This is a genomic window from Catellatospora sp. TT07R-123 (assembly GCF_018327705.1).
Classification (GTDB): Bacteria; Actinomycetota; Actinomycetes; order Mycobacteriales; family Micromonosporaceae; genus Catellatospora.
Genome location: NZ_BNEM01000001.1, coordinates 1,428,209 through 1,453,690 on the forward strand (window position 1 = coordinate 1,428,209; position 25,482 = coordinate 1,453,690).

Here is a 25,482-nt window from a genome sequence, read left to right on the forward strand (position 1 = left end):
GGCGGCGGCGTCGCTGTCCCGTGGTCAGGCGCGGGCCGGGGCGCCCCACTGGACCGAGACCTGGTGCATCGTCCGCTGGGCCCGGATGGCCAGTTCGGCGGCGATGACCGCCCGGTCCACCACGCCGACCGTCCCCGCGACCGTCCGGGTCACCCGCTCGCTGACCAGCACCGGTGTCCCCTCCGGGCGGCCCAGCAGGGCGGCGCTGGCGGCGGGCAGGGCCTGGGCGGCGATCTGCTCGCCCGCCGAGGCGATCCGCATCCCGGCGTCGGCGAGCGCGGCGTACAGCGCGGTCTGGCTGAAGTCGCAGGTCCGCACGGTGTCGGCGTACGGCTGGTCGACCCAGGACACCTGGTGGATGGCCGGTGCCCCGTCGACCAGCCGCAGCCGCTCCAGCCGCAGCGCGCGGGCGGCGGTGTCGCGCTCGTCCCACAGCGCCGCGACCCAGGCGGGCATGGCCCGCAGCGAGCAGGACACCACCCGGGTGGCGACCTGGTGGCCCTGGTCGCGCAGGTCGTCGACGAAGCTGCGCAGCGTGTCCAGCCGGTATGCCGGGCGGGTCGGCGCGACGAAGGTGCCCCGGCCGGCCTCGACCACGATCAGCCCGTCGTCGACCAGGGCCTGCAACGCCTGCCGCACCGTCGCCAGCGCCACGTCGTAGCGGCTGCCCAGTTCGCGCTGGGCGGGCAGCGCGGTGCCCGGGGCGTACTCGCCGTGGCGGATGCGGTCGGCGAGGTCGGCGGCGATGGCCCGGTAGCGGGGACCTGGCATGCGCGGGGACTCCTGTCGGCGGTGCGGCGGGGACGCGAGCAGTATCGCGTCCCCGCCGCACCGCTCAGGGATACGCCCGGTCCAGCGCGTCGCGCAGCGCCGCCACCCGCGCCCCGACCTGGGCCGGGGTGTCCCCGTCGAGGATGGCGCGCATCAGCGCCGAGCCGACCGCGACCCCGTCGGCGTCGCGCGCCCCCGCCACGGCGTGGTCGGGCGTGGCGATGCCGAAGCCGAGCACCACGGGCAGGTCGGTCGACTGCTTGAGCCGGGCGGCGAGCTGCCCGGCGGTGTCGGCGAGTTCGGCGCGGACCCCGGTCGGGGCCATCACGCTGACCGCGTAGATGAAGCCGCGGCTGCGCTGGGCGATGTCGCGCAGCCGGGCCGGGGTGCTGCTGGGCGCGGCCACCAGCACGAGGTCCACCTCGGCCGCCTCGGCGGCGTGCTCCAACGCGCCCAGTTCGTCCAGCGGCAGGTCGGGCACGATGAGCCCGCGCACGCCCGCCTCGGCGAGGTTGGCGCAGAACGGGCCGAGGCCGTCGCGCTGCACCAGGTGGTAGTAGGTCATGGCCGCCAGCGGCACGTCCAGGCGCACCCGCCGCAGCTCGGCCAGGATGTCGCGGACGTTGGCGCCGCGGCGCAGCGCCTGGTGCGACGCCTCCTGCACGGTCGGCCCGTCGACGACGGGTTCGGAGAACGGCAGTCCGATCTCGATCGCGTCGGCCCCGTTGTCGGCGTAGGCCCGCAGGTAGTCGGTCCAGTTCTCGCAGACCCCGGCGGTCAGGTACGGCGCGAGCAGTTTGCGCCCGGCGTCGCGGCGCCGCCGCAGGTGCGGGCCGAGCGCGGTGCCGGCGATGGTCGCGGTCACCGGGCCACCTCCAGCAGGGTCGCGGTGTCCTTGTCGCCGCGGCCGGACAGGGTGAGCAGCACGGTGGCGTGCTGCGGCAGCTCGCCGCCCTCGGCGGCGCGGATCACCCAGGCCACGGCGTGGGCGGACTCCAGCGCGGGCAGGATGCCCTCGCTGCGGGCCAGCCTGCGTACGGCGGCGAGCACCTCGTCGTCGGTGACGGTGACGTAGCGGGCGCGGCCGATGTCGTGCAGGTGGGCGTGCTCGGGGCCGACGCCGGGGTAGTCCAGCCCGGCGGCGATCGACTCGGCCTCCAGGATCTGGCCGTGCTCGTCCTGGACGGCGTACGAGCGGTGCCCGTGCATGACCGCGACCCGCCCGTCGGCGATCGCGGCGCCCCCGGCGGCCTCGACCCCGACGAGCTGCGCCTTCGTGTCGGCGAACCCGGCGAAGGTGCCCGCGGCGTTGGAGCCGCCGCCGACGCAGGCGACCACGTAGTCGGGGATGGCTGCGGGCAGCTCGGCCGCGCACTGGGCCCGCGCCTCGTCGCCGATGACCCGCTGGAACTCGCGCACCATCCAGGGGTACGGGTGCGGCCCCATCACCGACCCGAGGCAGTAGTACGCCTCGTCGACGCAGGTCACCCAGTAGCGCATGGCCTCGCTGGTGGCGTCCTTGAGCGTGCGGCTGCCGCTGGTGACCGGCACGGCCTCGGCGCCGAGCACCCGCATGCGGTGCACGTTCAGCTCCTGGCGGGCCATGTCCTTCTCGCCCATGAACACGGTGGCGGACAGGCCCAGCAGCGCGGCGGCGGTGGCGGTGGCGACACCGTGCTGCCCGGCGCCGGTCTCGGCGATCAGGCGGGTGCGGCCCATCCGCTTGGCCAGCAGGGCCTGGCCGAGCACGTTATTGATCTTGTGGGAGCCGGTGTGCGCCAGATCCTCCCGCTTGAGCAGCAGCGTCACGCCGAGTTCGGCCGACAGCCGCCAGGCCGGGGTGAGGGCGGTGGGGCGGCCCGCGTACACCGACAGCAGGCGGTTCAGGTCGCGGCGGAAGCCCGCGTCGGCCCACGCCTGCCGGAACGCCTCCTCCACCTCGGCGCAGGCCGGGATCAGCGACTCGGGCACGAAGCGCCCGCCGTACTCGCCGAACCGGCCGGCGCTGCCAGGGTCGGGCATCAGCCCGGCGGCGGGCAGCACGGCAAGGCTCTGAGCAGCGATGGTTCCCACAGTTCCTCCAACTGTTCTAGAACTGTTGCCCATCGTGGCACACCACCCGCACGCCGCGCCACTCCGATGCGCCACGGCCGCCCCGGCAGGCGACGGCCGCGGCGGCACCCGGTCAGGCCCCGGGCGAGCCGAGCAGCGCGTACAGCGCTTCCGGCGCGGACGGCGCACCGGGCGGCGCCTCGACGTCGACCGGTGTCCCGAAGTCCCCGTACTGGAGCACGGCGTCGGCGGAGTCGCTGATCGGCAGCTCGAAGCGGATCAGGTAGCCGCGGTCGTCGAGCGTCGCGTCGAACAGCTGGTGGTGCGCCCGTTCCGGGAATCCGCCGTCAGGCGTCGGGATGCTGATGCCGATCCCGACCCCGATCTTGGCCAGGTCGATGGTCCCGCTGATCACCCGGCCCGACACCTGCGCCGACACGATCGCGTCGATCAGGCGGTCCGAGCCGCCGGGATCGTTGTGGCCGGGCGTGAAGTCGATCGCGAAGTTCCGCGGCACCCTGGCCGGGTCCAGCCGGTACCAGCCGTCCGCGACCCCGGGCACCGCCCCGCCGGGCTTGAGGAAGACCGCGTCGCCGACCCCGCGCAGCTCGATCACCCGGCCGGACGCCTTCAAGGTGGCCTCGAAGCGCCTCCGCGGGTTGTCGGTCCAGGCGACCGTGGTGACCAGGCCGCCGACGTCGAGGTCCGTCCGGAACCTCGTCTCGACGAAGTTGTTGCCCAGGCGCAGCAGGGCCAGCGCCTCACTCGTCGCCGTCGCGTCCTCCGTGGACACCGGCGCGGGTTCGGGCTGCGCGCCCCGGTTCCATGGGGCGGCGCAGCCCGCGAGCAGCACCGCCCCCGCGGCGGCACTGGCCAGTAGCAATCGTGATCTCATGCCCGCAGACGCTAGCGCGCAGGGCGACGGCCCGCGGGTCAGTCCCGGGCCAGGGCCGCGAAGGCCTCCTTCTCCAGGTCGAGGTACTGGTCCTGGCCGACGTAGACCTCGACCTGGCGGATGGTGCCGCCCCGGAACGCCGACGGCTGCGGGTAGTCGGCGCTGACCGGGTCGCTGCTGTCGCGCCCCACGCACAGGCCGTCGCCGCACAGCGAGAACATCCCGATCTGGGTACGCATCGGACCCTCGGCCACCATCGTGTCGTTCACCCACAGCTTGGTGTGCCCCAGCGTCTCGTGGTGCTCGCCCTCGCCCTGCTTGGCGAACTCGACCCCGAACACGTACCGGCCGGGTGCCAGCGGCTCGGAGACGAACCGCTGCTCCGGCGGCACCCCGAGGAAGTTGTACACGTAGTGGACCCGGCGGTCCTTGAGGAACAGCGCGTGCCCGCCGAACCGCGAGCCGTGCGCGAAGATCACCCCGGACGCGTCCGGTTCGGCGACGTCGACACTGGCCAGCAGCCGGTACGACCGGCCGCGGATGTTGGCCGCGATCGCCTCCGGCACCTCGGCCGCGTCCGGGTAGTAGACGTAGGAGTCGGTCGGCGGGAACGGCTGCGGGCGCGGGTCGGCCAGGATGTCGCGCGGGAACCGGTCGTCCAGCGGCAGCACCTGGTATTTCTCCGCCTCCGACAACCACAGCGCCTTCAGCTCGTCGAGCTTGTCCGGATGCTTGGCGGCGACGTCCACGGCCTCGGCCCGGTCGTCGTCGGTGTAGTACAGCTCCCAGACGTCCTTGTCGAAGTTGCCCAGACCCGAGGTCGGACCGTGCACGGTGACGGCCTTCCAGCCGTCCTGCCAGATGCCCCGGGTGCCCAGCATCGCGTAGTACTGCTGCCGCTTGGTGGTGGCCGCCTCGGCGTCGTCGAAGCCGTACCTCATCGACACGCCCGGCAGCGGGACCTGCGCCACCCCGTTCACGGTGTCCGGGAACTCCACCCCGCAGCAGTCCAGGATCGTCGGCACGATGTCGGTGACGTGGTGGTACTGGTGCCGGATCTCGCCCCGCGCCTTGATCCCCTTCGGCCAGGAGATCACCAGCGGGTCCGCGGTGCCGCCCGCGTACGAGTAGCGCTTGAACATCTTGAACGGGGTGCTGAACGCCGCCGTCCAGCCCGTCGGGTAGTGGTTGTACGTGTTCGGGCTGCCCAGATCGCCGAGGTGCCGCATGTTCTCGGCCATCTCGTCGGGCCAGCCGTTGAAGAACTTGTTCTCGTTGACCGACCCGTTCGGGCCGCCCTCCCCCGAGGCGCCGTTGTCGGCGCAGTACACGATCAGGGTGTTGTCGAGCTGGTCGGTCTGCTCCAGGAACTCGACGATCCGCCCGATCTGGTGGTCGGTGTACTCGGAGAACCCGGCGTACACCTCCGCCATCCGCGCGAACAGCTTCTTCTCGTCGCCGGATAGGGAGTCCCAGGACCGTACCGTGTCGTTGGGGTCGAACGTGCCCTCAGGCATCGGGTTCAGGCCGGTCAGCCTCGTCCCCGCCGGCATGATCCCCAGCTCGGTCATCCGCTTGAGCGCCCAGTCGCGGTACGACTCGTACCCGTCGTCGAACTTGCCCTGGTACCGGTCGGCCCACTCGGTGGCGACGTGGTGCGGGGCGTGGTTGGCGCCCGGGTTGAACCACATCAGCCACGGCTTGCCCGGCGCGCAGGCGCGACTGTCGCGCAGCATCTGGATCGCCCGGTCGGCCAGGTCCTTGGACAGGTGGTAGCCGTCCTCCGGCGGGTACGGCTGGTCGATGTAGCGGTTGTCCTCGACCAGCGTCGGATACCACTGGTTGGTCTCGCCGCCGATGAACCCGTAGAACCGGTCCCAGCCCTTGCGCAGCGGCCAGCTGCGCTTGCTCGCGCCCGGGTTGGCCTCCTCGACGGGAACGCTGTGGTTCTTGCCCACCCAGTACGTGTTCCAGCCCCGGTCCCGCAGCACCTGCGCCATGGTCGCGCACTCGTCGGGGATGTGCCCGTTCGCACCGGGGAACCCGATCGAGCCCTCGGTGATGCAGGCCATGCCGTTCTGGTGGTGGTTGCGGCCGGTCAGCAGCACCGACCTGGTCGGCGAGCACAGCGCCGTGGTGTGCCACTGCGAGTAGCGCAAACCGTTGTCGGCCAGCCGCTTGAGCGTCGGCATCTCGATCCGGCCACCGAACGGCTCCCACGCGGCCAGGCCGGTGTCGTCGAACAGCACGATCAGCACGTTCGGGGCGCCGTCCGGCGCCTTCGGCGACTCGTACGGCGTCCAGTCCGCCACCGAGTCCCGCACGTCCAGCTTGATGACGCCCTTGAACTGCGCCTCACCCATGGCACACCCCCCAGTCCACCCTAGGTGCGCCACCGATGCCCCGAACCCGAAACGGGCAACGGACCGAACGATCCGGACAGCCGCGAACGGGCACGGGGAGCCCTTCCCGATGCCGGGCCGGACGCCTCCCGGCCCGGCATCGTCTTGTCCCGGCCCGCTAGGCGGGCAGGGTCCACTGCTGGTTGGTCTGGGTGTTGCAGGTCCAGAGCTGGAGTTTGGTGCCGTCCGCGGTGCCCTGGCCGGTGGCGTCGAGGCACTTGCCGGTGGCCGGGTTGGTCAGGCGCCGGGTGGTGGCGTTGTAGGTCCACTGCTGGTTCAGGTTGGCGGCGGTGCAGTCCCAGATCTGGATCTTCGTGCCGTCGGCGCTGCCGCCGCCGGCGACGTCCAGGCATTTGCCCAGCGCCCGTACCGTGCCGTCGGTGCCGACCGTCCAGCTCTGCGCGGTGGTGCCGTTGCAGGTCCAGAGCTGCACCTGCAGGCCGTTGGTGGTGGCCGCGCCCGGAACGTCGACGCAACGGCCGGAGCCGATGCCGACGATCGGCCCGGTGCCGCCCGATCCGCCACCGCCGCCGACCGGGATGGAGATCTCGCCCCGGTTGAGCACGCGCGCGTCGTAGTAGGTGGCCTTGACCCCGTCGTCGGTGTTGTACTCCGGCTTGGTCAGCCAGTCCATCCATACGCTGAAGTAGGTCCAGCGGGGCTGGGCGGCCAGCTGCGCCGGGGTGGGGGTGCGGCCGACCTCGGCCAGCGCGATCGGCTTGCCGTGGGAGATGTTCTGGATCGCCTGGTACCACTCGGTCGAGGGGAAGTACTGCACCCACACGTCGAGGGTCACCAGGTCCACATAGTTGTCACCCGGGTAGTAGTCGGCGACCCGGGCGGCGCCCCCGCTGACGTCCTTGACGTTCCAGACCCAGACGATGTTGTCGAAGCCCCGGCCGACCAGGTAGTCGTGGGTGATCTGGAACAGCTTGCGGCTGCCGGTGGCGCCGGGGCGCCCGCCCCACCAGGCCCAGCCCTCGTTCATCTCGTGCGAGGGCCGGAACAGCACCGGAATCCCGGCGTCCTTGAGCTGCTGGAAGTAGGGCGCGGTCTGGTCGAGGCGCCGCTTCCACGAGGTGTTCAGCGTGGTGCCGTCGGTGACCAGCTCGTTCCACTGGCTGTCGGACAGCCAGCTGCCCTTCACCGGCCAGGTGCCGCCCTCGAAGTTGCAGGTGGCGACCAGCGGCACGCACGCGTGCCAGGTGATCGCCGGGATGGTCCCGGCCGCCCAGGCCGCCTTGGCCTGGTCGAACACGCGCTGCCGGTTGTCGATGTCGCTCTGGCTGAACCCGAAGTCGCCGCCCCACACCCCCGGGAACAGGCCGGTGATGTCGCGGACCTTGTTGGTCCACTGGGTCGGGTTGCTGTTGGGCCCGTCCTGCTGCCCGGACAGCCAGTTGCGGCCGCTGATGCCCTGGAAATAGTTGATCACGTCGGTACGGGTGACGCCCGGCGCGCCGGGCGGTGCCGCCAGCGCCGGCTGGGCCGGTGCTGAGGTCAGGCCGAGGGCGGCGGCGAGGGTCGCCGCGGCCAGCAGCCGGGTGAGTCGGCGTGAAGCCATGGTGGTGGTCGCCTTTCGGATGCGGAGGTGCGGATGTCCGGCCGACGGGACGCGGCCGGGGACTCCGCCTGCGGTCAGGCGGTCGGCAGGCGGAAGCGCTGGAAGAACTGCCACATCAGGGTGTTGGCGCTGATCTCGCGGGTGGTGTTGCCGTTGCCGGGCGAGGCCTGGGCGGTGCCGGGCCAGGTGTGCCCGCCGTCGGAGATCACGTACAGCTGCACGTCGGCTCCGTCGCGGCAGCCCTGGTAGGCGGTCCGCGACACGTGCGCCGACACCGCGGTGGCCACCGGCGAGCCCGCGCACGAGTCCACCGCCGCCCACCGCGCGAGCGCGACGGGGACGGAGTACTGCCACAGCTCGGACCCGCCGCCGGAGTACGGGTTGGTGGCGTCCTGCTGCCCGTGGAACGCGATCACCGGCACCGCCCGCGCGGGCCGGCACGACGCCGGGTCCGGCCGGGAGGTGTCGGCCGGGTCGGGCCGCCCGGCCCGCAGCCCGGCGACCGGGGCGACCGCCGCGACCAGGTCCGGCCGGGCACACGCGAACGCCGAGGTCATCCGGCCGCCACCGGAGTAGCCGGTCAGGTAGACGCGGCTGCTGTCGGCGCACAGCGCGGTGCCGGTCATGGTGGCGATCACCTGGGCCAGGAAGGCGACGTCGTCCCGGCCGGGCGGCGGGCTGCCGACCCCGGGCACGTTCCAGGCGTAGCCGCCGCCGTTGACGAACGCGCCGTTCGGTGCCGCGACCAGGAACCGGCCCGCGTCGGCGGCGCCGCGCATCTCGCTGTAGGCGAGCTGGTTGCCGCCGGTGCCGGAGGTGCCGTGCAGGTTGAGCACGAGCGGCAGCCGCGCGTCGGCGGCGGCACCGGCGGGGACGTACACGGTGACCTGGTAGGTGGTGCCGTTGAGGGTGACCGGCACGGTGCGCTCGCCGGAGCCGAACGCACGGGTGCACGGCAGCGGGCCGGACGTGCCGGCGGGCACGGTCCACTGCTGGTTGGCCTGGCCGTTGCAGGTCCAGAGCTGGAGCCTGGTGCCGTCGGTGGTGCCCTGGCCGGTGGCGTCGAGGCACTTGCCGGTCTCGGGATTCACCAGGGTCCTGCCCGCCGTGTCGTAGGTCCACTGCTGGTGGGTGTTGCCCACGGTGCAGTCCCAGAGCTGCACCTTGGTCCCGTCGGCGTTGATCCCGCCGTTGACGTCCAGGCACTTGCCGAGCACGCGCAGGGTGGCGCCGGAGCCGGGGGTGAACGCCTGCGCGGCGCCACCGGTGCAGGCCATCAGCTGGGCCTGGGTGCCGTTGGCGGTGGCGGGCAGGTCGACGCACCGGCCGGAGGCGGCGCCGGTGATCGGACCGGTCGTGGCCGTGGGGGCACCGGGCAGGGTCCAGCGCTGGTTAGCCTGGCCGTTGCAGGCCCAGATCTGGAGCCTGGTGCCGTCGGCGCCGGACTGCCCGGTGGCGTCGAGGCAGCGGCCGGTCTGCGGGTTGACCAGGGTCGCGGCGGTGCTGCTGTATGTCCACTGCTGGTGGGCGTTGCCCGCGACGCAGGCCCAGAGCTGGACCTTGGTCCCGTCGGTGCTGGTCCCGCCACTGACGTCGAGGCACCCGCCCAGCGCGCGGATCGTGCCGTCGGCTCCGATCGTCCAGGCCTGGGCCGTGCCGCCGTTGCACGTGTAGAGCTGGACCTGCGTGCCGTCGGCCGGATTGGCGCCGGCCACGTCGACGCACTTGCCGCCCAGGCCGATGATCGGCCCGACCGGGTCGGCGGCGGCGCCCGGGGCCGCACCCGCGACCAGCAGCGTGGCCAGCAACGCGAGTGCGCCCAGCGAGGCCGCGCTGAACCTATATTTCAGCATAATTCTCCTTCATCGGGACAGGCGGTGCCCGGCCGCACGGGTACGCGGCCACTCGGGACTGGTCCTGTCGGTTGAGTGGGCCGGTCGGCGGGCGGCGGGGCAGCCGCCCGCCGACCGGGTGCCTGTCAGGCCGCTAGGCGGGCAGGTTCCACTGCTGGTTGGTCTGGCCGTTGCAGCTCCAGAGCTGGAGCTTGGTGCCGTCGGCGGTGCCCTGGCCGGTGGCGTCGAGGCATCGGCCGGTCTCCGGGTTCACCAGCGTGCGGGCCGTGCTGTTGTAGGTCCACTGCTGGTGGGTGTTGCCCGCGAGGCAGTCCCAGATCTGCACCTTGGTCCCGTCGGCGTTGACGCCGCCGTTGACGTCCAGGCACTTGCCCAGCGCGCGCACGGTGCCGTCGGTGCCCACGGTCCACGACTGCGCACTGGTGCCGTTGCACGTGTAGAGCTGCACCTGGGTGCCGTTGACGGTGGTCGCGCCGGGGATGTCGACGCACCGGCCGCTGGCCGCGCCGGTGATCGCCCCGGTGCGGGAACCGCCGCCGCCACCGCCGCCGATGCTGAACTCACCCCGGTTGAACACCCGGGAGTGGAAGTACGACGCCTGCACGGCCGCGTTGTTGTTGTACGCCGGGTCGGTGAGCCACTCGGCCCACACCATCCACCACGCCCACCGGGGCTGCGCGTTCATGACGGTCGGGCTCGGCACCCGGCCGACCTCGGCCAGCGCGATCGGCTTGCCCCCGGCGATGTTGAGCATCGCCTGGTAGTCCGACTGGCTCGGCTCCAGCTTGACCCAGATGTCCAGCGAGGCGACGTCGACATAGGACGCACCCGGCCAGTAGTCGGCGATCGAGCCCATGTTGACGTCCTTGACGTTCCACACCCAGACCAGGTTGTTCAGGCCCTGGCCGGTGAAGTAGTCATAGGTGATCTGGTACAGCTTCCGGCTGCCGTTGGCGCCGGGGCGCCCGCCCCACCACGACCAGCCCTCGTTCATCTCGTGGATCGGCCGGAACAGCACCGGCACTCCGGCGGTCTGCAACTGCCGCAGGTACGGCAGCGCCTCGCCGAGCCGGCTCTTGAACGCGTTGTTGAGCCCGGTGCCGTTGGTGACCAGCTCGTTCCACTGGGCGTCGGACAGACGGCTCTTGATGTTGTTGTCCCAGTTGCAGGTCGAGCCCATCGTGGGTGGGCACATGTGCCAGGTCAGCGCGACGACCGAGCCGCCCTGCCACTGCCGGATCGCCTCGTTGACCATCGTCTGGCGGGCGTTGACGTCGGCGGCGTCGAACAGGAAGTCACCGCCCCACAGGCCGGGCGTCTGCCCGGTGATCGACTGCGCGACCCGCGTGTACTTGGTCGGGTCGGCGTTGGGCTCGCGGTTGTGCTGCCCGGACAGCATGTTCTGCCCGGAGATGCCGTTCAGGAAGCTGATCAGCTGGGCCCGGGTCGAGGCGGGGAACGCCTGGGCCGGGGCGGTCGGGGCCAGCACCAGGGCCAGGGCCAGGGCCGCGAGCGCGGCCAGGGCCCGGCGCAGGGCCGGTGGTCCGGTTCGGTCGGTGCGGTTGCGCATGGTGGAACCTCCTTGTGGGGGACGGGGAGGATCGGATTCCGGGTTCGGCGTGGAACGCCGTGCCCTCACCGCGGACGGCGAGGGAGTCGTGGCGCGCGGGCAGGAGCACCGGCTGCCCGCGCGCGGGGCGGCTAGACGGGAACGCCCGCGAGGGCGAAGGCGAGGGCGGCGGCGCCGTACAGGCCGGCGTCGCGGGCCAGCGTGGTCGGGGTGACGGTGACGTGCTGGAGGAAGCCGAGCCCGGCCTGCTCGGCCAGGGCCTGCCGCAGCGGCCCGAACAGGACCTCGCCCGCCGCGGCCACGCCGCCGCCGACCACGACCGTGTCGATGTCGACCAGGGCGGCCGTGGTGAGGATGGCCGTGGCCAGGGCCGCGGCCCCGCGGGCGAAGGCCAGCCGCGCGACCGGGTTCCCGGCGGAGGCGTCGGTGCTCAGTGCCCTGGCGTCGGGGCCGGTCCAGCCCCGCGACCGGGCGTACGCGGTCATGCTCGGGCCGGACGCGACGGTCTCCACGCAGCCGGTGCCGCCGCACGGGCAGCGTGCCCCGGCCGGGTCGATGCTGATGTGGCCGATGTGCCCGGCGTTGCCAGAACGCCCGAAGTAGGGTTCCCCGTCCAGGACCAGGCCGCCACCGATGCCGGTGGACACGACCAGCCCGAGCATCGACGGCGCGGCGGCGCGGTGCCAGTACTCGCCCAGCGCCATGCACTGGGCGTCGCCGGCCAGCCCGACCGGCAGCCCGGTCAGGTCGGCGACGGCGGCGGCGATCGGGTAGCGGCGCCAGGCCGGGATGTTGACCGGGCTGACCGAGCCGGAGGCCGGGTCCAGCGGCCCGGCCGATCCGATGCCGACACCGATCAGCCCGTCCGGCGCGAACCCGCCGATCAGCGTGGCGAGGGTCGCGGTCGGGTCGGTGCCGATCGGCACCTCGACGCGCGCGATCATGCCGCGGTCGGCGCCGATCGCCGCGGCGGCGAAGGTGGTGCCGCCGATGTCGACGGCCAGCACGGCGCTCACGGTCTCGCCTCGTTCACGGTACGCAGCACCGGGTAGGCCAGCAGCCGGGCCGGGTCCAGCGGCCGGTCGCAGGTCACGTGGAAGGTGACGCTCTCCCCCGGCAGCAGCGTGACCAGCTGCTCGTCGACGGTCGCAGCCGGGTCGAGCCGGTCGGGGAACAGGGCCAGCTCGCGCAGCAGCGTCAGCGCGGTGAGGCGCACGTCGACGCCGTCGGCGGTCGGCTCGACAGTGGCGTCGAAGGCCGCGACCGGGTAGACCATGGCCGGGTCCTCGGCGAACATCCGCAGCGCGCGCAGGCCGTCGGCCTCGGCCAGCAGCAGCTCCCGGGCCGGATCGGCGGGCACGGCGACGGCGTCGGCCAGGCGGACCCGCGCGACGGACCGGGCGGCGACCTCGACCGGCGCGGCGTCCTTGGCCAAGGGCTGGCCGTCCACGTCCAGGCGGGTCAGGGCCAGGTCCGCCCGCCACGGCTCGTCGGTGTCGTTGACCAGGGCGACGTCGCCGTCCTGGAACGTGATCAGCCGGTCGGCGTAGGCGCGGCGCAGCTCGTACCACAGCGGTTTGCGGCGGGCGTCGCCGTCGACGGCCGCCCACGAGGTGACCGGCCAGCAGTCGTTGAGCTGCCACACGATCGTGCCCATGCAGTACGGCATCAGCGCCCGGAACCTGGTCACCCCGTACGCGATGGCTCGGGCCTGGTTCAGCTGGGTGTAGTAGTGCCAGTCGTCGAAGGACTCCGGCCGCGGCAGGTGCTCGCCGAGGCCGCGCAGCAGCTTGGCGTTGCCGTCGGTCGCCTTCTGGTGGTGCATGGTCCCGGGCGAGTCCGGCGCCAGCGGGTCGTCGGAGACGGCGGCGCGCAGTGTGGCATACGCGGGCGGGCCCTGGAACCCGAACTCGGCGACGAACCGGGGCGTGTAGGTGCCGTAGAAGGTGTAGTCCTCCCTGCCCCACACGGTCCAGATGTGGATCGTGCCCGTCGACGGGTCGTGCACGTCGCGGTCCGGGGCGCCGGAGTACGGGCTGCCCGGCCAGTACGGCCGGGTCGGATCGAGCTCGGCGACCACCCGCGGCAGCAGGTCGAAGTAGAACCCGGCGCCCCAGTCGCGCCCGGCCAGCGGCTCGCGCCAGTCCCAGTGCTGGTGGCCCTCGATGTTCTCGTTGTTGCCGCACCAGACGACCAGGCTGGGGTGGCTGGCCAGCCGGGCCACGTTCTCACGCGCCTCGGCCTCGACCTCGGCCCGCATCAGGTCGTCCTCCGGGTAGGCCGCGCAGGCGAACGGAAAGTCCTGCCAGACCAGCAGGCCCAGCTCGTCGGCGAGGTCGTAGAAGCCGTCGGACTCGTACAGGCCGCCGCCCCAGACCCGCAGCGTGTTGGCGCCCGCGCCGATGGCCTGGCCGAACCGCTCGGCCAGCCGCTCGGAGGTGACCCGGTGCGGGAAGCAGTCGTCCGGGATCCAGTTGAAGCCCTTCACGAACACCGGGCGCCCGTTGACGCTGATCCGGAACGCGTCCGGCTCCAGCTCCACGGTGCGGAAACCGATCCGGCGGGTCCAGGTGTCGTCCCCGGCGGTGACCGTCAGCGGGTACAGCGGCTGGTCGCCGTAGCCGAGCGGCCACCACAGCCGTACGTCCGCGACGTCGAGCCGCAGCACCGCCTCGCGCTGCCCGGCCGTCAGCGCCACCTCGGCGCGCACCCCGGCGACCTCGGCCGCCACGGTGACGGCCGCGTCGCCCTCGCGCTCCACCCGGACGTGGACGTCGACGCCGTCGGCGCGCACGTGCGGCCGGACCTCGGCGATGCGCGCGCCCGACCACGAGTGCAGCCGTACCGGCCGCCAGATCCCGGCGGTGACCAGGGTCGGACCCCAGTCCCACCCGAAGTTGCAGGCCATCTTGCGGATGAACTGGTACGGCTCGTCATACGGCCCCGGCAGCGGCCCGTAGGCGGCCTGCCGCTCGTCGGTGTATTCGTAGGGCGCCCGGAACGCGACCTCCAGCGTGTTGGCGCCCTCGACCAGCACCGGCCCGACGTCGACGCGGTGGCTGCGGTGCATGTTGGCGGTCTCGGCGACGCGCACGCCGTTGAGGTGGACGGTGGCGACCGTGTCCAGGCCGTCGAAGACCAGGTCGGTGCGGGCGGCGCCGTCGGGGCGCCAGTCGAAGGCGGTGCGGTAGCTCCAGCCCGTACGCCCGATCCAGGTCAGCCGCTTCTCGTTGTCGTCGCGGTAGGGGTCGTCGATGAGTCCCGCCGCGAGCAGGTCGGTGTGCACGCAGCCGGGCACGGTCGCGGGGACGGAGGTGATGTCGCGGACGCCCGCGACGGCCGACAGGGTCCAGCCGTCGTGCAGGCTGCGGTGGTTGCTCACAGTGGTACTCCTTCGACGAACGCCCCCGGTCCGGGGAGGTTCCAGATAACCTTATTTACAAAACCGTGTAAGTAAACCGACTGTAAAGCCGTCACCCAAAACGTGTCAATGATCGACATTCATCAATGTAAAGCGCCCACACCCCCCCGCCGAGTTGCCGGGCAATCGGGCGTATCTTGGGCACTCTTACGCCCGATTGCCCGGCAACTCGCGCAAGGACGCGGGTCGCCGCGCGCCGGGTAGGCGAGGGCTGAACCGAGAAAGTTTGCTGGCGCCTACTTGGCGGCTCCGGTGGTGAAGCCGTTGTAGATGAACCGTTGCAGCACCAGGAAGAGGACCAGGGTCGGCACGATGACCAGCACCGCGCCCGCCGAGATGGTCTCCCAGTGGGCGCCGAACGGCCCCTTGAACCGGAACAGCGAGGTGGAGATGGTGCCCAGCTCCGGCGACGGGTTGTACAGGAACGGGATGTAGAAGTCGTTGTAGACGGTGATGCCCTTGATGATCACAACGGTGGCGACGGCCGGTTTGAGCAGCGGGAAGATCACCGTACGGTAGATCTTGAAGCTGCCGGCGCCGTCGATGCGGGCCGCCTCGTCCAGCGACACCGGGATGCCCCGGATGAACTGCTGGAAGATGTAGATCGCCACGATGTCGGTGCCCATGTACAGCAGGATCGGCGCCCACCTGGTGTCGAACAGCCCCAGCGCGTCGACCACCTTGAACGTCGCCACCTGCGTGGTCACCGCGGGCACCAGCGTGGCCACCAGGAACGCCGCCACGACGAGCTTCTTGAACCGGAAGGTGAACCGCTCGATGGCGTACGCGGCCATCGAGCCGATCACGACGGTTCCCGTGATCGAGAAGAGCAGGATGAACGCCGTGTTCCCGAACGCCGCGAGCATCTCGCCCTTGGTGAACGCGGTGGCGTAGTTGCTGAGGTTGAACCAGTTCCGCGGTGGCGACAGCGTGTCGCCGGCCGCCATCTCCTGCTCGGTCTTCAGCGAGGTGAGGAAGATCGTCAGCAGCGGCAGCAGCACCACGATCGACGCGGCCACCAGGGACAGGTACTTGAGGGTCACCGCGACCGGGCGCAGGAGCGCGGCGCGGCGCTCCCGGCGGTCGAAGGCGGCCCTGGCCGTGGTCGGTGCGGTCATCGGTCGGCCCTCTCGTCCGGCACCAGGCGCCGCTGCACCCAGGTGATCAGCAGGATGATGGCGAGCAGCACCACGGCCATGGCCGAGGCCAGCCCCATCTTGTTGAAGTCGAAGGCGAGCTTGACGGTCTGGATGACGAACGTCTTGCTCTCGCCGAACCCGCGGGTCATGACGAACGGGATCTCGAAGACCGACAGCGAGCCCGAGATCGCCAGGATGACGCTCAGGCCGATGATCGGCCGGATGCTCGGCGCGATGATGCTGCGGAACACCTGCCACCGGGTGGCGCCGTCGAGTTCGGCCGCCTCGTGCAGCTCGGCGGGGATCGACTGCATCGCCCCGAGGAACAACACGAAGTTCAGGCCCAGGAATCGCCACACCGAGACGCCGGACAGCGAGACGTTGACCAGGTCCGGGTCGCCGAGCCACAGCTGCCCCGGGTGCGCGCCGAGCAGGGCCAGCACCGAGTCCAGGGTGCCGCCCTCCTTGAAGAAGTAGAGGAAGACGAACGCCACCGCGACCCCGTTGATCAGGTACGGGAAGAACAGCAGTCCCTTGAACAGGTTCCGGAACCTCGTCCTGAAGGTCAGGATCGTCGCGAAGTACAGCGCGACGACGATCTGCACGGCGGCCGCGGCCAGGTAGAACAGGCTGACGAAGAAGACGTGGAACAGGTCTGGGCGGGTGAACAGCTCCACGTAGTTGTCGACGCCGACGAAGTCGCGGTCGGGGCTGACCCCGTCCCAGTCGGTGAAGCTGTAGGAGATCATGTTCGCGACCGGCACGTAGGTGAAGGCCACCAGCAGCACCAGCGCCGCGGCCAGGTATGCCCACGGCGTCAGCCGGTCGGCCCACGACACCCGGCGCGCGGGCGGCGCGGCGGCCGGGGTCCGCGCGGCCGCCGCCGGGACGGGCGCCGGTTCGGCGCGGGGGCCGCTCTTGAGGTCGGTCATGCGGCAGTCACCTTCCGAGATTGCCCGCGTATGTGCTGGGAGGTGCGGGGGCCGGTCGGCCCCGCTTCGGCCGGCTCCGGCGCCCCGCACCGCGGATGGGATCGGGTCAGCCGACGTTCTTGGCCGCTTCCGACCACCGCTTCGCCAGGTCGGCGAAGATCGCGTCGAGATCGCCCTTGGCGGCGCCGCGGGCGACGTCGATCAGGTGCTGGCGGTACTCGGGCTTGCCGATGCCCACCTCGGACTGGTTGTCGATCTCGCTGACCTTGGCCGCGTTGACCTGGGCCAGGTCGATGAACTGCACCCCGGCGTCGGTGAACGGCTTCAGCGCGCTGGGCAGCGGGGCGCCCTTGATCGCCGAGACGGCCTGGTTGACCGCGGCCGTGTCGGACTTCTCCAGGATCCAGTCGATCCAGGCGCGCGCGGCGGCCTTGTTCGGCGAGTGGATGTTGACCGCCGACTGGTAGTCGGGCGCCACCACCGAGCAGAACTTGCCGCCGACCTGGGCCGGGAACGGGAGGTAGCCGATGCTGTCGGGGCTCTTGCCGGCCTTCTTCGCCGCGTCCTGCATCTGCACCAGCGACCAGGAGCCCAGCCACATCGTGGCGATCTTGCCGGTGGCGAGCAGTCCCTTGGAGTCTTCCCAGTTGGTCGTGGTCGGGTCGGACTCCGACAGCTTGTTCTTCACGATGTCGTACAGCAGGGTGTCGCCCGCGTTGAGGTCGCCGCCCGCCGCCCACGGGTTGGTCGTGGGCAGGTTGTCGCTGGCCTTGGCGTCGCAGGTGGCCGAGCCGAGCACCGACGACCAGGAACTCAGCGGCCAGCCGTCCTTGTAGTTGGTGTAGTACGGCGTCGCGCCGGTCCTGGTCTTGATCGCCTGGAGGGCCGCGACGAACTCGGCGCGCGTCTTCGGCCACTCGGTGACCCCGGCGGCGGTCCAGACGTCCTTGTTGTAGACGAACCCGTTGATGAACGAGAACCCGGCCAGGCCGTAGACCTTGTCGCCGACCCGGCCCTTGCCGGTGCCCGCCGCGGTGTACCTGCCGTCCATGTCGGCGACGGCGCCCAGTGAGGCGAAGAACTTCGGGTAGTCCGTGGTGACGACCGAGTTCGGGATGAGCAGGACGTCACCGTACTTGTCGGTGTTCATCCGGATCTTGACTTCGCCCTCGTAGTCGGTGACGCCCTCGAACTTCACGTTGACGTTCGGGTAGTCCCGCTTGAACAGGTCGGCGTACTTCTGCATCGTCCCGTCGGTGACCAGGTCGGTGCGGTTGGTCAGCACGGTGATGTCACCGGAGACCTTCGCCGGGTCCGCCGGGGACAGCGCGCTGTCGTCACCCGTGGCGGCCCCGCCGCCGCTGGAGCAGCCGGCGGCCAGCAGCGCTGCGGACAGCAGCACCGCGGCGAGCGCACGTCTTTTCATGTCCACAACTCCATCTCCAGGAGCACCCGCGCAGGCCCGAGATGCGGCCGGGGGCGCCCTGCTCGTCAATCGAACTTTCCTTACTGAACCGAGTAAGTGCCCAGACTTTACGACCGGGTTTCAGGGCTGTCAACGCGGCGACGCGGCCCCGTCAGTCGGTGTCGCAGCCACGGCAGACCTGAACTGCCGCAACAGGTCGGCGCAGCCCGCTGCGGTCCGCCCGGCGCGAGCGGGTCGCCCGGGAATGCCGGTCCGCAGGTCTATGCGTACGCCGCTGCTGCGCTAGGATTGGTGAACCGAGAAAGTTCCGCCTCGTGCGGCACTGCCCACCCGCGCGACGCGACCGGATACGAGGACCACCGTTGAAACGACCCACCATCGCCGACGTGGCCAAGGCCGCGGGCGTGTCCAAGGGCGCGGTGTCCTACGCCCTCAACGGCCAGCCGGGCGTGTCGGAGACCACCCGCAGCCGCATCCTGGCCGTCGCCGACACGCTGGGCTTCCGCGCCAACAGCGCCGCCCGCGCGCTGGCCGGGGCACCGTCCAACGTGGTCGGCCTGACCCTGCACCGCCCGGCGAAGACCCTCGGCGTGGAGCCGTTCTTCATGGAGCTGGTCAGCGGCCTGGAGGCAGAACTGTCGATCCACTCGTACGCGTTGCTGCTGCAGATGGTCTCGGGCAGCGACCAGGAGATCGCCGCATACCAGCGCTGGTGGAGCGACCGCAGCGTCGACGGCGTCCTGGTCTGCGACGTACGCGACGGCGACCCCCGCGTCGAGGCCCTGACCCGGCTGGGCCTGCCCGCCGTCGTCATCGGACCTCCCGCCGCCAGCGGCGCCCTGGCCAGCATCTGGTCCGACGACGGGGTCTCGCTGGTCGAGGCGGTCGAATACCTGGCGGCCCTGGGGCACCGGCGCATCGCCCGCGTCGGCGGCCTGCCCGAGCTGTCGCACACCGCGATCCGCAGCCAGACCTTCGCCCGGCTCGCCGAGCAGCTGGGGCTGGAGAGCGCGGTGACCGTCTCCACCGACTACACCGGCGAGGACGGCGCGCGGGCCACCCGGCGGCTGCTCAGCTCCGCCAACCGTCCCACCGCGCTGATCTACGACAACGACATCATGGCCATCGCCGGGCTGGCCGTCGCGCACGAGATGGGCCTGGCGGTGCCCGCCGACCTGTCCATCATCGCCTGGGACGACTCGCCCATCTGCCGCCTGGTGCACCCGCCGCTGACCGCGCTGACCCGCGACATCTCCGCGTACGGCACCCACGCCGCACGGCTGCTGCTGGCCGCGATCGACGGCAAGCCGGTCACCGACCTGCACGACGAGCCCGCACACCTGAGCCCGCGCGGCAGCACCGCTCCCCCACCGGCCAGGGCTGCCGCCCCGCACCGGCGGGCCGCGCGCACGACCGGCGGTTAGGCCGGGGCCGGGCTGGTGCTCTCGCGCACGGCCAGGGTGGCGACGTGGTCCAGCACCGACCGGGCGGGCAGCCCCGCGATGAGGTCGAACAGCAGCCGGGCCGCGTGCGCGCCGTAGGCGACGATGTCGCGGCGCAGCACCGTCAGCGGCGGGTGCACGACCTGGCACAGCGGCGAGTCCTCGTACGCCACGATGGACAGGTCGGCCGGCACCGCCAGGCCCATCTCCGCCGCCACCGCCAGGCCCGCCACCGCCATCACGTCGTTGTCGTAGCAGATCGCGGTCGGCCGCTGCTCGCGCGCGCTCAGGATGCGCCGGGTCGCCTGCGCACCGGCCTCGCCCGTGTAGTCGGAGGCCAGCACCAGGCCGTGCGCCCCGGCCTGCGCGCACGCGGCCAGGAACGCCTCGTTGCGCTGCCTCGTGTGCAGCATCTCGGCCGGGCCGCCGACCCGGGTGATCCGGCGGTGGCCCAGCGCGGCAAGATACAGCACCGACTCGGTCACCGCGGCGGCGTCGTCGTTCCAGACGCTGCTCAGGCGCGGCCCGCTGACCGGACCGCCCACGACCACGGCGGGCAGGTCCAGCGCGGCCATCAGGTCGACCCGGGGATCGTCGGCGACCAGGTCGCACAGCAGCACCCCGCTGACCCGGCGGTCCGCGCCCCACCTGCGGTACACCTCAAGCTCGGCGTCGAGGCTGTCGACGAACTGAAGCGCCAGGCCGATGCCCCGGGTCATCAGTTCCGCCTGGACACCGCTGATCAGCTCGCGGCGGAAGACCTCGATGTGGAAGGCCGCCGACGGCCGCCGCATGGTCAGCCCGACCGCCCGCACCACCGTGCCGTGCAGGGCCTGGGCGGGGCCGTTGGCGCTGAAGCCGACCTCCCGCGCGATCCGCACGATGCGCTCGCGGACCTCGTCGGAGACGCCGGGACGCCCGTTGAGGGCGTAGGACACGGCCACCCGGGAGACACCGGCGCGGGCGGCGATGTCGGCCATCGTGGGCTGACGAGCCATCGAGCCTCCCCCACCGCGCGGACCACGAGGGAGCATACCGGGCGGGCAGGCGTGCCCGCGGCGGCTCAGGACACCGGCGGCGTGTCCGCGTAGACGGTGGTCGTCTGGTACGCGTTGCGGTCCATCGCCCGGGCCTGGGCGTTCACCGTCGCCAGTGCCCTGGCGTCCAGCGTGTCGACGCTCGCCAGTTCCAGCGTCTCCCCCTCGGGGTCGCCGGCCGCGGTCACCTTGATGTTGCCGATGTTCGGAGAGTAGTACTTTCGCTGGTGGCCGCTGGCGACGTCGAGCGGGCTCCACTCGTCGACGATCATCACGTGGTCGTGGCAGCCGGTCTTGAGGCACAGCCTCTGGTCGGTCTGAAGCGTCCGTGCACAGTCGAGGAAGTCGATGTCGGGCGCGTCGCCCTGCTGGTACGCCGTCTGCCCCAGCTCCGGGCCGGCGGGCATGGCCACCCCGGCCTTCGCGCCGTCGACGCCCGCGATCCAGGTGTCCGGCGCCCCGACGAACTTGCCCTTCTCGAAGTCCTCCGGATACTCCCCGAGCCCCCACACGTTGCCGTCGCTGTCCTGGGCGAAGAACGCCAGCTCCTGCTCGTCCAGCTCACCGGCCTGGACGTCCTGCTCCAGCAGCACCGCGGTAGGCACCCCGGCGACGGTCTTGGTCAGGCTGGTCACCGTCGACACGATGGTGTGCGACTGCGGATGCCCGCTGTCGTCGCGGGCGGTGCCCTGGTAGACGCGCCGCACCCCGGGCGTCAGCGGCAGCCAGGTGTTGGTCACCGCCGTGCCGGGGAACCGGGCCGGATCGAACGCCGCCGGGAACGGCGCGCATCGGGGACTCGGCGGTGGTGGCGGTGCGCCGTCCGGCCGCGCCCGGGCCACACCCGGTGCGGCACTCCAGGCGAGCACGACCACGGCAGCCAGCACGGCATATCGGCGCACTCCCCGATTATCCGCCGGTGGCGGCCGCCCGGCCGTGGAACGCGACAGTCCGCCGTGGAGGTCAGCGCCCCCGCGGGTCGATGACCTCCTCGGGCAGGCGCCGGACGGTCCGCGGCGGCGGCTCGCCCTGCGGCGGGTAGCCGATGCGCACCGCGACCTGCGGGTGGCCCAGGCCCGGCAGCAGCTCCCGCAGCTGGTCACGGGTCGCGGCGAGCTCGGTGACGTCGCTGACGGGCGCGGTGGCCAGCCCGACCGACACCGCCGCCAGCAGCACCGCCGACAGCGCCTCCCCGGCCCGGATCCAGTCCAGCGGGGTATCGGTGTCGGTATGGATCAGCAGGTAGCGGGCACCCCGGTCGTCCTCGCGCCCCGGCAGCAGGCCCGCGCCGCCGAAGGGCGCGAAGTCGCGTACCGGGACCCGCCGCGGCACCGCGCGGACCGCCCCCGACGCGTCCACACCGTCGCCGCTCCACGGCGGCCGGTGGGTCCAGTCGGCCAGTTCGGCCCGGTAGTCGGGGTCGGACAGCTGCGTCGCGCTCGCCCGGACCGCGGCCAGCGCGAACACGGCGATGTGGTCGCGCCCCACCGCCACCGCGTGGGCGCCTTCACGCGCGGCGGCCAGCATCAGGCCGCGGCACACCGCCTCCGGCACCGGCCGGGTGCTGAACGGGCGGCGGTCGGTGCGCCGCCGCCGGATCGCGCCCGCGGCCAGCAGGTGGTCGAGGTCCGCCTCGCCGCGGCCGTCCACGGTCAGCTCCGCGAGCAGGTCCGGGTCGGCCGGGTCCGGCAGCCGGACCGTGTCGACGATCATCCCGCCGGCGGCCAGGACGGTCCGGGCGTGGTGCAGCGCCGCGCCGCAGCTGACCGTGAGCAGCCGCCCGGATGGGTCGGCCACCAGCAGCTGTCGGCTGCGGTCGGCGTACAGGCGGGCGCGGGGCGGGTCGAGCCGCCACTGCCAGGGCTGCGTGTTGAAGATCGACGGCGCGGCGAGCGCGGTGCGGACCGCGCCGCGCAGCGCGTCCTCGGCGGTGGCGTACGTGAGCGACATGGCGTCACCGCTCTCCCAGCAGCCCGATCAGGTCACCGCCGGTGACGATGCCGATCGGCACGCCGCGGCTGTCCACGACCGCCACCGCGTCGACGGCGAGGTCGCCCATGAGCCTGGCCGCGTCGACCACGGTGGCGCGGTCGCCCAGGATCGCGGCCGGGGCCGGCAGCACGGCCGCCACCCGCAGGTGGTCCAGGGCGCCGGGGTCGGCGGCCCAGGCGGCCACGATGCTGCGGTCGTCGAGGACCCCGGCGCAGCGCCCGGCCTCGTCGAGGACGATGAGGTGGCGCAGCCGGTTGCGGCCCATCATGGCCAGGGCCTGGGCCAGCGGCGCGGTGGCGTGCACGCATACCGGTGCGGTGCTCATGGCCACGCGGATGCCGCGCGTGCCGGGCCGCGCACCGGTGCGACTGGTGGTGATCATGTCTTCCCCCTGGTGTGGCACGGGCCGCTCGACCCCACGCGAGCTCCTGACCTCACTGTCGACCCGGTGAGACCCTGGTCGGCAGAGGCGCGGGCCCTGAGTGCGGCGCCGCAGGTCCTGCCAGGGCGGGACTTTGGTCCCTGCCCGGCGTGGCTGCTGGGGGCGCAGAATGCAGGAGTGATCCGTGTGTTCCTGCTCGACGACCACGAGGTCGTCCGGCGCGGTCTGCGCGACCTGCTACAGGCCGCGGGCGACATCGAGGTCGTCGGCGAGTCCGGCTCGGCCGCCGAGGCGACCCGGCGCATCCCGGCGCTGCGCCCCGACGTGGCGGTGCTCGACGCGCGGCTGCCCGACGGCAATGGCATCGACGTGTGCCGTGACGTCCGGTCGGTCGACCCGGCCATCCAGGGGCTGATCCTCACCTCGTACGAGGACGACGAGGCCCTGTTCGCCGCGATCATGGCCGGCGCCGCCGGATACGTGCTCAAGCAGATCAAGGGCACCGACCTGGTCGACGGCGTACGCCGGGTCGCGGCGGGCCAGTCCCTGCTCGACCCGGCCGTCACCGCGCGGGTGCTCGACCGCATCCGCAACCCCCGGCACGAGCCCGACCAGCTCAAGGCGCTGACCGACCAGGAACGCAAGATCCTCGGATACGTCGCCGACGGGCTGACCAACCGGCAGATCGCCGCCGAGATGTTCCTGGCGGAGAAGACGGTGAAGAACTACGTGTCGAGCCTGCTCACCAAGCTCGGCCTGGAACGGCGTACCCAGGCGGCGGTGTTCGCGGTGAGACTGGGCGGCCAGGGCCGCCCCTAGTCCGTCGGCACGCTCCAGCGCAGCACCGTGCCGGACGGCCGCCCCGGCTCGACGGCCAGCGTGCCGCCCCGCAGCGCCGCCCGCTCGGCCAGGTTGCGCAGGCCGCCGCGCGCCACCGCGCCACCGCGCCCGTCGTCGGAGACCGCCGCCGACAGGGTGCCGCCGCCGAATCTGACGTGGACGCCGACGCGGGTCGCGTGCGCGTGCCGCACCACGTTGGACAGGGCCTCGCGCACCACCGCGAGCAGGTCCGCGCGCAGCTCGTCGGGCACGGCGCTGTCCAGCGGACCGTCGAGCACCAGGTCCGGCCGGAACCCCAGCGAGTCGGCCGCCCCGTCGGCCAGGGCACGCAGCTCGGCCCGCAGCGACTGCCCGGCCGGGCTGCGCAGCTCGAAGATCGCGCCACGGATGTCGCGGATGGTGCTGTCCAGCTCGTCGACGGCGGCGCCGATCCGGTCGGCCAGCTCGGGCCGGACCGACGGCATCGAGGCCGCCATCTGGAGCTGCAACCCGGTCGCGAACAGGCGCTGGATCACCACGTCGTGCAGGTCGCGCGCGATGCGCTCGCGGTCGGACAGCACCAGCAGCTGCTCGCGGTCCTCGCGGGCCCGAGCCCGTTGCAGCGCCAGCCCGGCCTGTCCCGCGAACGCGGTCAGCAGCAGCGTGTCATCGGCGCGGGCCGGGCCGGAGTACGCCACCAGCAGCACGCCCTGGCCGGCGGCGAACGGCGCGGCCACCGCCCGCAGGTCCGGCATGCCCGCGGGCCACGGCGCCGACTTCGCCACGTGGTCCAGCGACACGACCTGCTGCCCGGCCAGCACCGGCGCGAACCCGGTCTCGGCCACCGGCAGCACCGACCCGGCCAGCCCCGGCACGGCCTCCGCCGCGTCGACCACCGCCACGCGCAGGGTGGCGGTCGGCTCGTCGTGCAGCAGGATCGCGACCAGGGCCGCCTCGGCGACCTCGCGGGTGCGGCGGGCGACCAGGTCCAGCGCGTCGGCGGTGGTGGTGTCCTCGCCCAGCGACGTGATGATCTCGGCAGTCGCGGCCAGCCACCGCTGGCGCCGCTGGGCGACCGCGTACAGGCGGGCGTTCTCGATCGCGGCGCCCGCGGCCGCGGCCAGCGCGATGGTGATCTCCTGGTCGTCGTCGGTGAACTCCGGCGCGTTGGCCTTGTCGGCCAGGTACAGGTTGCCGAACACCTGCTCGCGGATGCGGATCGGCACGCCCAGGAAGCTGTGCATCGGCGGGTGGTGCGGCGGGAACCCCACCGACCGGGGGTGCGCCGAGATGTCGGGCACCCGCACCGGCTCCGGATGCGAGATCAGCAGGCCGAGCACGCCATGCCCGGTCGGCAGGTCACCGATGGCGGCGTGCAGCTCCGGCGACAGCCCGTGCGTGATGAACTCGACCAGCCGGTCGTCGGTGCCCAGCACCCCGAGGGCGCCGTAGCGTGCCCCGGACAGCTGGCACGCCGCGACCACGATCCGCTCCAGGGTCGAGCGCAGGTCCAGGTCGGTGCCGATGCCCACGACCGCGTCGAGCAGGCTGCGCAGCCGCTCGCGGCTGGCCATCACCTCCGAGACGCGGTCCAGCAGCTCCTGGAGCAGCTCATCCAGTTGCACGCGCGACAGCGGGGACAAGCCCAGCGACGACCACTGCGGTTCCACAGCCCGATCGTAATGAGCGTACGGCGGCCCCTGACGCGGGCGGCCGGATCAGGCCGCCGCCCCTTCGGCCGAGTTGCCGGGCAATCGGGGGAATGCGGGCCTCCGATTCCCCCGA

Annotated in this window: 20 protein-coding genes; 2 read left to right on the forward strand and 18 right to left on the reverse strand. The window is 72.5% G+C overall.

The features are described from left to right. Positions 1–24 precede the first annotated feature (24 nt). The 13 genes from Cs7R123_RS05965 to Cs7R123_RS06025 all read right to left on the reverse strand — a co-directional run bounded on the left by Cs7R123_RS05965 (position 25) and on the right by Cs7R123_RS06025 (position 18,025). Complete coding sequence (locus tag Cs7R123_RS05965; protein ID WP_212824071.1) at positions 25–771, reverse strand: GntR family transcriptional regulator; 747 nt, start codon at positions 769–771, stop codon at positions 25–27. A 64-nt stretch (positions 772–835) separates the two neighbouring features. Next, on the reverse strand, positions 836–1,636 hold the full coding sequence (gene trpA / locus Cs7R123_RS05970; RefSeq protein ID WP_244871638.1) for a tryptophan synthase subunit alpha: 801 nt from the start codon (positions 1,634–1,636) through the stop codon (positions 836–838). Next, complete coding sequence (gene trpB / locus Cs7R123_RS05975; protein WP_244871959.1) at positions 1,633–2,793, reverse strand: tryptophan synthase subunit beta; 1,161 nt, start codon at positions 2,791–2,793, stop codon at positions 1,633–1,635. The genes trpA and trpB overlap by 4 nt, the downstream gene beginning before the upstream one ends. A 163-nt stretch (positions 2,794–2,956) precedes the next feature. Then, positions 2,957–3,718: a hypothetical protein gene (locus Cs7R123_RS05980; protein ID WP_212824075.1), complete on the reverse strand. Its 762-nt coding sequence runs from the start codon at positions 3,716–3,718 to the stop codon at positions 2,957–2,959. Between the two features lie 38 nt (positions 3,719–3,756). After that, entirely contained in the window at positions 3,757–6,081 is a 2,325-nt protein-coding gene (locus Cs7R123_RS05985) for an arylsulfatase (RefSeq protein WP_212824076.1), read from the reverse strand. 157 nt (positions 6,082–6,238) lie between these two features. Next, on the reverse strand, positions 6,239–7,684 hold the full coding sequence (locus tag Cs7R123_RS05990; protein ID WP_212824078.1) for a glycosyl hydrolase: 1,446 nt from the start codon (positions 7,682–7,684) through the stop codon (positions 6,239–6,241). A 74-nt stretch (positions 7,685–7,758) separates the two neighbouring features. Next, positions 7,759–9,537 (reverse strand): ricin-type beta-trefoil lectin domain protein, encoded by a 1,779-nt coding sequence (locus tag Cs7R123_RS05995; RefSeq protein ID WP_212824080.1) that lies wholly within the window; start codon positions 9,535–9,537, stop codon positions 7,759–7,761. A gap of 133 nt (positions 9,538–9,670) precedes the next feature. Then, positions 9,671–11,107, reverse strand: a complete 1,437-nt coding sequence (locus Cs7R123_RS06000) for a glycosyl hydrolase (RefSeq protein WP_212824082.1) — start codon at positions 11,105–11,107, stop codon at positions 9,671–9,673. Positions 11,108–11,238: 131 nt separating this feature from the next. Then, positions 11,239–12,123 (reverse strand): ROK family protein, encoded by an 885-nt coding sequence (locus tag Cs7R123_RS06005; protein ID WP_212824084.1) that lies wholly within the window; start codon positions 12,121–12,123, stop codon positions 11,239–11,241. Beyond that, positions 12,120–14,489 carry a glycoside hydrolase family 2 protein gene (locus Cs7R123_RS06010; RefSeq protein WP_212824086.1) on the reverse strand — a complete coding sequence of 790 codons (2,370 nt, stop codon included), beginning with the start codon at positions 14,487–14,489 and terminating at the stop codon, positions 12,120–12,122. The genes Cs7R123_RS06005 and Cs7R123_RS06010 overlap by 4 nt, the downstream gene beginning before the upstream one ends. Before the next feature lie 275 nt (positions 14,490–14,764). Beyond that, positions 14,765–15,646: a carbohydrate ABC transporter permease gene (locus Cs7R123_RS06015; RefSeq protein ID WP_212824088.1), complete on the reverse strand. Its 882-nt coding sequence runs from the start codon at positions 15,644–15,646 to the stop codon at positions 14,765–14,767. After that, positions 15,643–16,599, reverse strand: coding sequence for a carbohydrate ABC transporter permease (locus Cs7R123_RS06020; protein WP_212824090.1), 957 nt, complete (start codon positions 16,597–16,599; stop codon positions 15,643–15,645). The genes Cs7R123_RS06015 and Cs7R123_RS06020 overlap by 4 nt, the downstream gene beginning before the upstream one ends. A gap of 106 nt (positions 16,600–16,705) precedes the next feature. After that, positions 16,706–18,025 carry an ABC transporter substrate-binding protein gene (locus tag Cs7R123_RS06025; RefSeq protein WP_212824092.1) on the reverse strand — a complete coding sequence of 440 codons (1,320 nt, stop codon included), beginning with the start codon at positions 18,023–18,025 and terminating at the stop codon, positions 16,706–16,708. A gap of 362 nt (positions 18,026–18,387) precedes the next feature. Between Cs7R123_RS06025 and Cs7R123_RS06030 the strand changes: the two genes are divergently transcribed. Beyond that, entirely contained in the window at positions 18,388–19,449 is a 1,062-nt protein-coding gene (locus Cs7R123_RS06030; RefSeq protein ID WP_212824094.1) for a LacI family DNA-binding transcriptional regulator, read from the forward strand. Here the strand turns inward: Cs7R123_RS06030 and Cs7R123_RS06035 are convergent. From Cs7R123_RS06035 to Cs7R123_RS06050, 4 genes are all read right to left on the reverse strand, one after another. Further along, positions 19,446–20,465 (reverse strand): LacI family DNA-binding transcriptional regulator, encoded by a 1,020-nt coding sequence (locus Cs7R123_RS06035; protein WP_212824096.1) that lies wholly within the window; start codon positions 20,463–20,465, stop codon positions 19,446–19,448. The two genes, Cs7R123_RS06030 and Cs7R123_RS06035, sit on opposite strands and share 4 nt — an antisense overlap. A 65-nt stretch (positions 20,466–20,530) precedes the next feature. Next, on the reverse strand, positions 20,531–21,406 hold the full coding sequence (locus Cs7R123_RS06040; protein ID WP_212824098.1) for a hypothetical protein: 876 nt from the start codon (positions 21,404–21,406) through the stop codon (positions 20,531–20,533). Positions 21,407–21,467: 61 nt separating this feature from the next. After that, the gene (locus tag Cs7R123_RS06045) at positions 21,468–22,454 is read right to left on the reverse strand and encodes a nitroreductase family protein (protein ID WP_212824100.1); all 987 of its coding nucleotides are present in this window, start codon (positions 22,452–22,454) and stop codon (positions 21,468–21,470) included. Between the two features lie 4 nt (positions 22,455–22,458). After that, on the reverse strand, positions 22,459–22,878 hold the full coding sequence (locus Cs7R123_RS06050; RefSeq protein ID WP_212824102.1) for an HPP family protein: 420 nt from the start codon (positions 22,876–22,878) through the stop codon (positions 22,459–22,461). A gap of 177 nt (positions 22,879–23,055) precedes the next feature. Here Cs7R123_RS06050 and Cs7R123_RS06055 point away from each other — a divergent pair, with 177 nt between their 5' ends. After that, on the forward strand, positions 23,056–23,697 hold the full coding sequence (locus tag Cs7R123_RS06055) for a response regulator transcription factor (RefSeq protein WP_212824104.1): 642 nt from the start codon (positions 23,056–23,058) through the stop codon (positions 23,695–23,697). Here Cs7R123_RS06055 and Cs7R123_RS06060 read toward each other — a convergent pair. After that, on the reverse strand, positions 23,694–25,340 hold the full coding sequence (locus Cs7R123_RS06060; RefSeq protein ID WP_244871960.1) for a GAF domain-containing protein: 1,647 nt from the start codon (positions 25,338–25,340) through the stop codon (positions 23,694–23,696). The two genes, Cs7R123_RS06055 and Cs7R123_RS06060, sit on opposite strands and share 4 nt — an antisense overlap. Positions 25,341–25,482: the final 142 nt, after the last annotated feature.